This window comes from Synechococcus sp. R3-13 (assembly GCF_047462195.1).
GTDB lineage: Bacteria > Cyanobacteriota > Cyanobacteriia > Thermostichales > Thermostichaceae > Thermostichus.
The window spans coordinates 1-8,369 of record NZ_JANSIO010000043.1 but is presented as its reverse complement, the minus strand read 5'-3'; the positions used below and the strand labels follow the sequence as shown (position 1 = coordinate 8,369).

Here is an 8,369-nt window from a genome sequence, read left to right as displayed (position 1 = left end):
GCGGCGCGGAGCGCTTTGCATCAGCATGAGTGTGGGTAGTTTACGATTGAAAAAGGCGGGAATAGAGGTGTTGGTGGGCTTGACAATCCCGTTCTTGTAGAGGGGTGAAGCTGCTTAGGGGCGGCCAGCCGAGGGAGAGGTTTGGCCTTTCGGCTCGCTTCATGACCGGCAGAATCTCCTGATGCACCACTGCCTCGATCGGCTCATACAATTGGGCCAGCAGGCTTTGCCCCTCGGTATGCCCCAAAGGCACCAAGCGCACTGCCGCCGAGACCAGCCCAGTGAGGGAGGAGAACAAGAAGGCACGCAGGGTATCTTCCAACCCAATGCCCGCCTGAGCGCAGATCCAGCCAAACACCACGGAATGATGCAGTGGATCCCCCTCTGCCTTGGGGACAGAGATTCCCCAGGTGCGTTCTGCCAGTTGAGCTAGGCGTTTCCCCAAATCTAGGCTGGCTTGGCGCGGCTCTGCCGCCCAACGGGTTGCTTGCAGCTGTTGCTGCAGCTTCTCCACTCCCGACTCGGATCCCAATCGGGATAGACGATGGGCCAAGGCACAGGCTCTGCCCTCGGTGGGGGCTAGGCCCATGTGTAAAACCCCCAGCAGATATTGCTGCACCCTGGCCCGATCCCGAAGTTGACCCGCTTGAACGGCAGCTTCCAAGCCCCAGGAGTGGGAATAAGCCCCAATCGGCAGGGCAGAATCGGTGAGCTGTAGCAACAGATAGAAAGTGCCGCTGGATCCTGGAGAAGTAAGTTGGGAGGAGAGCTCACCACGCATCTTCACCAAGCCTTAGCGGGGGCGGATCAGGCCATAGCCGCCATGGTTGCGGACGTAGATAACGTTGATCTCGCCATTTTCGATATTGCGGAAAACGTAGAAGTCGTGATCCACCAGCTCCAACTGGTGCAACGCTTCCTGAACCGTCATGGGTGGCATGGCGAAGTATTTGGTGCGCACCACCTCTGCGGGTAACTCCGCTTGCCGTTCCGTATTTAGCGGATCGGTGACGGGCTGCTGGGCCACTGCCACGGAGGTTTTGGGGGTGTGGCGGACGCGGTGAATGCCGTTCCGTTCTTTGTATTTGCGCAACTTGCGGGCCAGCTTGTCGGCCACACGGTCGATGCTGGCATAGAGGTTTTCGCTGCTTTCTTCCGCCCGGATCACGGTGCCATTGGCGTAGACGGTCACTTCGGCAGATTGGCTGGCACTGATACGGGGGTTGCGGGCTACCGATAGATTGACATCAACCTCACTGGTGATCTGGGCAAAATGACTGACAGCACGCTCAATTTTTTCTTGAACGTAGCTGCGGATGGCGTCGGTAATCTCGACGTTTTTCCCTTGGATCACAAGCTTAGTCATGAGGACTCTCCCAGTCATGTCGGTTTATACCTGAGATAGCGCCTCATCCCCACCCGGGATCTCTCTAACTCTGGAAAGCGATCCCAGCTCACAGGCGACGTCAGCCCTTTAATTGGCAAAAATGGAGCCCTGTCATCAAGGGTGAGCAGATCGGCTTTGGGAGTGGCACTAACCTCTTGGGTTAAGTCTAGGTTAACATCTCGCTCAAGGATCTCTGCCAGAGGTTAAGAATAAATTTAGGCTCTCTTAATGTTTCAGAGATGTTGAATTGATGTTGAATTCCAGATTTTCCCGAATCGCAGGAGCTCTGTAGAGAAGCGGGATCCCCGCCCTGCAAGACATGCACTTCTATTGGCTGTGTTGAGTGTCTTTGGGAAAGGTTTTTTAGAGTTTAAGTTGCAAGTTCCTCAGTCAAAAGCCAAATCTATCATCAAACCCATAGACAGATCTAGCCTGCTAAAAATCTTCCTGAGCTGGATTTTGAGTTGGTTAAACAATGTCTCTAACTCTGACCTGTTTTTGAGAGACTAAACGTGGGCCGTATTGCCCATAAGCTCGGCAATCCAGATGCTTCAGCTTTCCTCCAGGGTATGTTGGTATTATCCTACAGCCTAGCAGCATCTTGATTGGATAGCCATTGACAGCAAAAATGAAGGGATATTGATATAAATTAAGCTTTTTATCGATTTTTTATCAATATGAGACTTTCGACTTGAGAGATGGTGTTGTTGTCGGTATTAGCTTTGACAAGCCTGTTGTTCACTGTTCCATGCTGTAAGGTTTCTATCGGAGAGCTACATAAGTACATAAGAACTTGGAACTCGTTCTGCCGCTGCAGTCACCTTGAGGAGCGGTGGGGAGAAGGCCAACTCTTTCCGGGGTGGCTGAAATGCTACCCTCGAAACCAGCTTGGTGTGCAAAAGGTGGGGCAGACTGGGTGGGCGGAGGGATCCCGTTGAAGGCGGCAGAGCTTTTAGACAGAGCAGAAGAGGCTCTACAGGAGCAGTTTCAGGCGGTGGAGAAGACCCTCAGAGAGAACCTGGCGCGGGTGCTGCGGGCCTTTCGCGACCAGCGGGTGGGATCCCATCACTTTGCCGGGGTGTCGGGGTATGGCCACGACGACCAGGGGCGGCAGGTTTTGGATCGGGTGTTTGCCCAGATCATGGGCTGTGAGGCAGCGGTGGTGCGGCTGCAGATGGTGTCTGGTACCCATGCCATTGCCTGTGCTTTGTTTGGGGTGCTGCGTCCGGGGGATGAGCTGCTGGCGATTACCGGCCCCCCTTACGACACCCTTGAAGAGGTCATCGGTCTGCGGGGTTCCGGGCGGGGATCCCTACGGGAGTTTGGCATCGGTTACCGCCAGTTGGATTTGCGGGAGGGAACTGTCGATTGGCAGGCCCTGAAAACCGCCCTCAGACCGCAAACCCGCTTGGTTCACATTCAGCGGTCCTGTGGCTACGATTGGCGGCCCAGCTTTTCCATTGCCCAGATTGCCGAGATGATCCAAATGGTCAAAGCGCAAAACCCCGAAGTTGTGGTTTTTGTGGACAATTGCTACGGCGAATTTGTGGAAACCCAGGAGCCAACCCATGTGGGCGCAGATCTGATTGCCGGATCCCTGATCAAAAATCCGGGGGGCACCCTCGTTCCCGCAGGGGGCTATGTGGCCGGGCGGGCAGAGCTGGTGGAGCAAGCGGCCTGTCGGCTGACGGCTCCGGGCATTGGTTCTGAAGGGGGGGCAACTCTAGATCTCAACCGCCTTCTGTTTCAAGGCTTGTTCTTGGCCCCGCAGATGGTGGCCGAAGCGGTGAAGATCGCCCATCTGGCGGCGCAGGTGTTTTCTGATTTGGGCTACCCGGTCTCGCCTCTGCCTCAAACTCCCCGCACCGATATCATCCAGGCCATTCAATTGGGATCCCCGCAAAAGCTGCAGGCTTTCTGCCAAGCGATTCAAAACAGTTCTCCTGTGGATTCCTACCTCACCCCAGTGCCGGAGGTGATGCCCGGTTATGCAGACCCGGTGGTGATGGCAGCAGGCACCTTTATTGCCGGGAGCAGCGCCGAGCTGTCTGCCGATGGGCCGATGCGGGATCCCTACACCGTCTACTTGCAGGGGGGAACCCATCTCTACCATGGGCGGCTGGCCCTAGAAGCCGTCTTGCAAGCTTGGGAAACCCTGTAGGCCAACAGTTTGCTCTCGGCTGAAACAGCAAGGAAGGGGCAAGCCAACAACCTCAAAACTCAGCACGAAGTTGGCAGAAGTTGTCGTCTCTGACCAACTTTTCGCTCAATCAATCAGGGGGTAGGATCAGTCTACAGTTGCCATTCTTTAGAAAGGGATCCCTTCCGATGTTGAGCTGGTATCGTTCTTGCGCATCTCCTCGCCGTTGGGGATCCCGTTTGACTCTGGCTCTGGTGGCATTGGGGTTGGCCGGCGGCTGTCGGCTGCTGGATCGGGTGGGAGAGAGAGGCTTGCCGGTGGGATCTGCGCTGACCCGTTCTGCTCTGTGGAGAGGCAGCCAAACCGTGACGGGAGCGCTGGAGGCGGGAGATGAAGTCAGTCGCCAGTACGGCAGCTTTTGGGATGGGATCCCCGTCACCGCTGAGCCGGGACAGATTTTGATTGCGGCCCTAGAGAGCGAAGATTTTGATGCTTATCTGGAGCTGGTGGACGGTCAAGGGCGGGTGATCGGCTTTGACGATGACTCTGGCCTGGATGTGAATGCCCTGTTGGCAGTGCGTCTGCCGGAGGGAGGCACCTATACCCTGCAGGCCACCAGCTTTGAGCCGGAATCCACCGGCAACTACCGGCTCACCTATATCCTCACCCAGGTAGATTGGCAGCAAAGCCTATCGGGCCGTCTGCAGGAGGGATCCCTTCAGCACCCCGAGGATGGCAGTTGGATGGACGAATACCCCATTGCCGCCCGCGCCGGCCAGATCCTGATCGCTTCCATGACCAGCTCTGATTTGGATGCCTTCTTGCAACTGCTGGATCCGAGTGGAGAAGTCATGGCTTGGGATGATGACCAAGGTGGTGGAACCGATGCTCTCATGATTGCCTTTCTGCCCCGCACCGGCACCTACACCCTGCGGGCCAACACCCATAAGCCGGGAGAGGAAGGAGCCTATGGGTTACAGTACACCTTGCGCTAGCATCTGCTCCCTATCTGGAAGCTTGGATAAGGGGGCTTGCGGATCTTCTGGTGCTGATGTCGAGATTTTGACAGGAATCATCGTTTTTTAACGCCTAATGAATGTTGATACACGTCAGGAGTTGCCGGTTTACCCTCCTAAGATCCTCACAAAGCCGGAAGGGGCACTGCTTGCTGAGCTTTGTGGGAAAGCGTGACATCTTATCCTAAGTTGTGACGGAGCCGAAATATTGTCCTCGTGGATGACGTCTTTTTTCTAGAATCAGATCGATGGCCTAGACCATTCTTTTGCAGTTCAGCCCCTATCTCCACAAAATGGATGCCATGACTCCTGAAATGGTACGCCAGTTTTGGTCTTTGGTCAGCGAGATTGGCAGGCCAGATTGGCTCACAAAGCGTGACGATGACTTGGTGAATCTGCTTCTGAGCGCTTGTCAAAAAAAACAGGCCCTCAGCAGTGTCGATGCTTCGATTCTCAACCGCTACATCAGCATTCGCCTGCCCTTGATTCGCGATATCCTTGTGGATTAAGCCCGGAGAGGACAAGGTTTTCCCCATCATGCTGACCGCACAAATCACCTTGCTGGTCTACGGGGCACTGCTTTTGGTGGGCGGAGCAATCGGCTATGTGAAGGGCAAAAGCTCCAAGTCTCTGGTCGGGGGGCACGTACTGGGTCTCGAACTGACTGAACTTGGCAGTGCAGTCCTTCACAACCAGCCTTTTGAGTACCGAGGGGCGAGGAGTGAGAAGGGAGGAGTGAGAGGAAGAAATCTCTTCTCTTTGCTCTCTCCTCTCCATGCTGGGCAAAGTTCAGCTTCGTAGGGACTCCGTCCCGCTAAAGCGACCAGTGTTGCGTAGTCTTTCAGAGCGGCTTTGCGGATTAAACCACCGCTCGATGATGTGGCAAATCTGCCGGGCGGCGGTGCCATCGCCAAAGGGGTTTTGGGCTTGGGCCATGCGGGCATAAGCTTGCGGGTCTGTGAGCAATTCTCGGGCTGCCTTCAGGATCCCTTCGGGATGGGTGCCCACCAAGCGGGCGGTGCCGGCGGCAATCGCTTCAGGACGTTCGGTGGTCTGCCTCAGCACCAGCACCGGTTTGCCCAGGGCAGGGGCTTCTTCTTGAATGCCGCCGGAGTCGCTGAGAATGAGGGTACAGCGCTGCATGGCACTCACCCAGAGGGGATAGTCCAGAGGCTCGGTGAGAAAGGCCCGCTCATGGGATCCCAACAGGGCTTGCAGGGGATCCCGCACCGAGGGGTTGGGATGGAGGGGCAAAAGAAGGGCAGTATCGGGAAACTCGGCCAAGATCTGCAGCAGAGCCTTGCCGATGGCGGTTAAGGGATCCCCCCAATTTTCGCGTCGGTGCAAGGTAACCAGCAGGACACGGTAGCGCTGCCAGTCCAGGCCGGGAATGGGGCAGGGGATCCCTTGGGAGGCCACCTGCAGTAGGGCGTCGATGACGGTGTTGCCGGTGCAATGGATGGATCCCACCACGTGGCTTCGCTTCAGGTTGTCAACGGCTTGGGGGGTAGGGGCAAAGTGCAGGCTGGCCAACTGAGAGATCAGGCGGCGATTGGCCTCTTCGGGGAAAGGATTGTAGAGATCATCGGTGCGCAGTCCGGCTTCCACATGCCCGACCGGGATCCGGTGGTAAAAAGCTGCCAAGGCGGCAGCGAAGGCGGTGGTGGTATCTCCCTGCACCAAAACCAGTTGAGGATGTTGCTCTTGAAAGTAGAGTTCTAGGCCCCGCAAGGTGGCTTCGGTGATGTCCGTCAAGCTTTGGCGGGGGCGCATGATCGCCAGATCCCGATCCGCTTGCAGACCGAATAGCCGCATCACCTGATCCACCATTTCCCGATGTTGTCCGGTCAAGATCAGCTCGGTGCGCAGATGGGGACTGGCACGCAGGGCTTGAATCACCGGGGCCAGCTTAATGGCTTCGGGCCGTGTGCCCAAGATCACGGCAACGAGGGGAAGAGAGGCCATAAGCTCAAGGACATCGGCACCTGTAGGAGATGGGAAGCGCAGCTCATTGAAGCAAGGCCACCAACAAACCACTAACAAAAACCACTAACAAAACAGAGGCGGCGAAGGGCGTGGGTTGCTCAAGGTCGCAAGCCACCGAGATGTAGACTCTGCTGAGTCAGGCTGAGGGCAATGTCGAGACGAGAGGAACCACGAGGGGGCTATTGCTGCTCACTCCGATCTTACCCTCAAGCTGCTCCGCCGATTGTTCACCGGATGAGCTGGAGAAAAAGGGTTGACGGGATCCCACTCCTGCAACTAGCCTAAAGGGGGCTGAAGAGATCCTCTTCTGGCTGTCCGGGTTGTTTCGGTTAACCTTTTTGGAGGAAAACGTTCAACAGCATGGACGCTTCCGGTAGTCGTAGCGCCAGCCACCAGTGGATGGTCTTCGAGGAGCACGTTCTTGAAGATTGGGCTCTTACTGGTGTCTTCCTTTTCCCCGCTGACAGCTTCTGTCGTCGCTTGAGAGGAGCCCGTTTCGCCAACGCGAAGGGGTGGGAGAGTTTTCCCGGCTAGCTTTTGACTTGGGTGGCTCTCTCAGTCGGCGACGAACAGATGAGCTGAGCAGAGCCTTACCTGAGCAATGGGTTTGTGCAGCCCTGTTCAGAAAAGGGGAGATCAGGAGTAATTCCGAGGGGATTCCCCTTGACTTTCCCGTTGTGGGTTTTGGGGTTTCCGCAGGCCTGGGGATCCCTTGGAGTCCCTTTTATCGGCTTGGGCGCTTGCGATCCAAGCTGGGCTTGGAGGCTTGGCGCTAGACCTACGGCTTGCTGCGCGGCCATCCAAGGGTTTCAGGGCTTCCCTGTGAGCCTCGGAGCACCGGTTGGCTGTTGACCTCCTGGTTCTCTTCATCCCGGCTGACCCCAACGTTCGGAGGTTTATCATGCGGCACAACATTCTTCGCGATCTCCTAACCCCTGCTTCCTTGGAAGCCGCCAAGCGAGAGGCCAACCGCGCTCCCATTGCCGAGCTGGTGCAGCAGTTGATGGAGATTTCACCTCGGCAGCGGGTTTTGGCTTTCCGCTTGCTGGAAAAAGACAAAGCCATTGCAGTGTTTGAGTATCTGCGGCCCGAAGAGCAGGCCGATCTCATTCGCAGCATGGAAAGCCCAGAAGTGATCCGGCTGGTAGAAGCCTTACCTCCGGATGAGCGGGTGCGTCTGTTTGAGGAGTTGCCGGCCAAAGTAACCAAGCGCCTCATTGCCAACCTCAGCCCAGAAGCTCGGGAAGCAGTGAATATCTTGCTGGGTTATCCAGAGCGCAGTGCCGGTCGGCTGATGAACCTGCGCTACTTGTCGGTACGGGATACCCTCACCGTCGGGGCTGCTCTGGCCAGCGTGCGGGACTCTCAACTGGGAGACGATGAGCTGGATGTGATTTTTGTGGTGGACGATCAGCGGTTCTACAAAGGTTTGGTTCGCACCGTGCGCCTCGTGAAAGCAGATCCGGATTTGCCCATTCGGGAGCTGATTGAGGGATCGGATAGTGTTGCTCGGGTTACCGACCGGGATCTCCAGGCAGCCCGTTTGCTCAAAGATTCCGGCTTGCCGGCCATTCCGGTGGTGGATACGGAAGGGCGCTTGGTGGGAGATATCACCTTTGAAGATGTCATCAACTTGGTGGAAGAAGAAGCCACCGACGCCGCTCTGGCCCAAGCAGGGGTGGGCAGCTTGCTCAGCCGAGACAAGGTTTGGAGCGAGCGCCTGGTTAAAGGCTCCCGTTGGTATGCCGTCCGCCTGCGCATCACGTTTTTAATCATCACCTTGATTGGCGGCATGTTGGTGGGGGGAGTGATCGAAACCTTTGAGGAGGTGTTGGAGGCG

Annotated in this window: 8 protein-coding genes; 5 read left to right on the top strand and 3 right to left on the bottom strand. The window is 56.6% G+C overall.

The annotated features are described in order from the left end of the window. Positions 1-40: 40 nt before the first annotated feature. Together NW856_RS01450 and hpf are read right to left on the bottom strand one after the other, a co-directional pair. Positions 41-781: an urease accessory protein UreF gene (locus NW856_RS01450; protein ID WP_414398729.1), complete on the bottom strand. Its 741-nt coding sequence runs from the start codon at positions 779-781 to the stop codon at positions 41-43. 12 nt (positions 782-793) lie between these two features. After that, positions 794-1,366: a ribosome hibernation-promoting factor, HPF/YfiA family gene (gene hpf, locus NW856_RS01445; RefSeq protein WP_011434101.1), complete on the bottom strand. Its 573-nt coding sequence runs from the start codon at positions 1,364-1,366 to the stop codon at positions 794-796. 889 nt (positions 1,367-2,255) lie between these two features. On the opposite strand from hpf, the gene NW856_RS01440 reads away from it, so the two are divergent. The 4 genes from NW856_RS01440 (at position 2,256) to NW856_RS01425 (ending at position 5,344) form a co-directional block, all read left to right on the top strand. Further along, complete coding sequence (locus tag NW856_RS01440; protein ID WP_414341573.1) at positions 2,256-3,548, top strand: aminotransferase class I/II-fold pyridoxal phosphate-dependent enzyme; 1,293 nt, start codon at positions 2,256-2,258, stop codon at positions 3,546-3,548. 167 nt (positions 3,549-3,715) lie between these two features. Then, on the top strand, positions 3,716-4,522 hold the full coding sequence (locus NW856_RS01435; protein ID WP_414398728.1) for a PPC domain-containing protein: 807 nt from the start codon (positions 3,716-3,718) through the stop codon (positions 4,520-4,522). A 323-nt stretch (positions 4,523-4,845) separates the two neighbouring features. Next, positions 4,846-5,052 carry a hypothetical protein gene (locus tag NW856_RS01430; protein WP_414358077.1) on the top strand — a complete coding sequence of 69 codons (207 nt, stop codon included), beginning with the start codon at positions 4,846-4,848 and terminating at the stop codon, positions 5,050-5,052. 28 nt (positions 5,053-5,080) lie between these two features. Beyond that, positions 5,081-5,344, top strand: a complete 264-nt coding sequence (locus NW856_RS01425) for a TMEM14 family protein (protein WP_414374802.1) — start codon at positions 5,081-5,083, stop codon at positions 5,342-5,344. On the opposite strand, the gene wecB is transcribed toward NW856_RS01425, so the two are convergent. Next, entirely contained in the window at positions 5,333-6,508 is a 1,176-nt protein-coding gene (wecB, locus tag NW856_RS01420) for a non-hydrolyzing UDP-N-acetylglucosamine 2-epimerase (protein ID WP_414398727.1), read from the bottom strand. The two genes, NW856_RS01425 and wecB, sit on opposite strands and share 12 nt — an antisense overlap. Before the next feature lie 922 nt (positions 6,509-7,430). On the opposite strand from wecB, the gene NW856_RS01415 reads away from it, so the two are divergent. After that, a partial coding sequence (locus NW856_RS01415; protein ID WP_414398726.1) for a magnesium transporter occupies positions 7,431-8,369 on the top strand: 939 nt, incomplete at its 3' end.

What these genes read in the sequence shown, in the direction of transcription:
- NW856_RS01450 (WP_414398729.1), bottom strand. Translation starts at nt 781, where the DNA reads ATGCGTGGTGAGCTCTCCTCCCAACTTACTTCTCCAGGATCCAGCGGC.
- hpf (WP_011434101.1), bottom strand. Translation starts at nt 1,366, where the DNA reads ATGACTAAGCTTGTGATCCAAGGGAAAAACGTCGAGATTACCGACGCC.
- NW856_RS01440 (WP_414341573.1), top strand. Translation starts at nt 2,256, where the DNA reads ATGCTACCCTCGAAACCAGCTTGGTGTGCAAAAGGTGGGGCAGACTGG.
- NW856_RS01435 (WP_414398728.1), top strand. Translation starts at nt 3,716, where the DNA reads ATGTTGAGCTGGTATCGTTCTTGCGCATCTCCTCGCCGTTGGGGATCC.
- NW856_RS01430 (WP_414358077.1), top strand. Translation starts at nt 4,846, where the DNA reads ATGACTCCTGAAATGGTACGCCAGTTTTGGTCTTTGGTCAGCGAGATT.
- NW856_RS01425 (WP_414374802.1), top strand. Translation starts at nt 5,081, where the DNA reads ATGCTGACCGCACAAATCACCTTGCTGGTCTACGGGGCACTGCTTTTG.
- wecB (WP_414398727.1), bottom strand. Translation starts at nt 6,508, where the DNA reads ATGGCCTCTCTTCCCCTCGTTGCCGTGATCTTGGGCACACGGCCCGAA.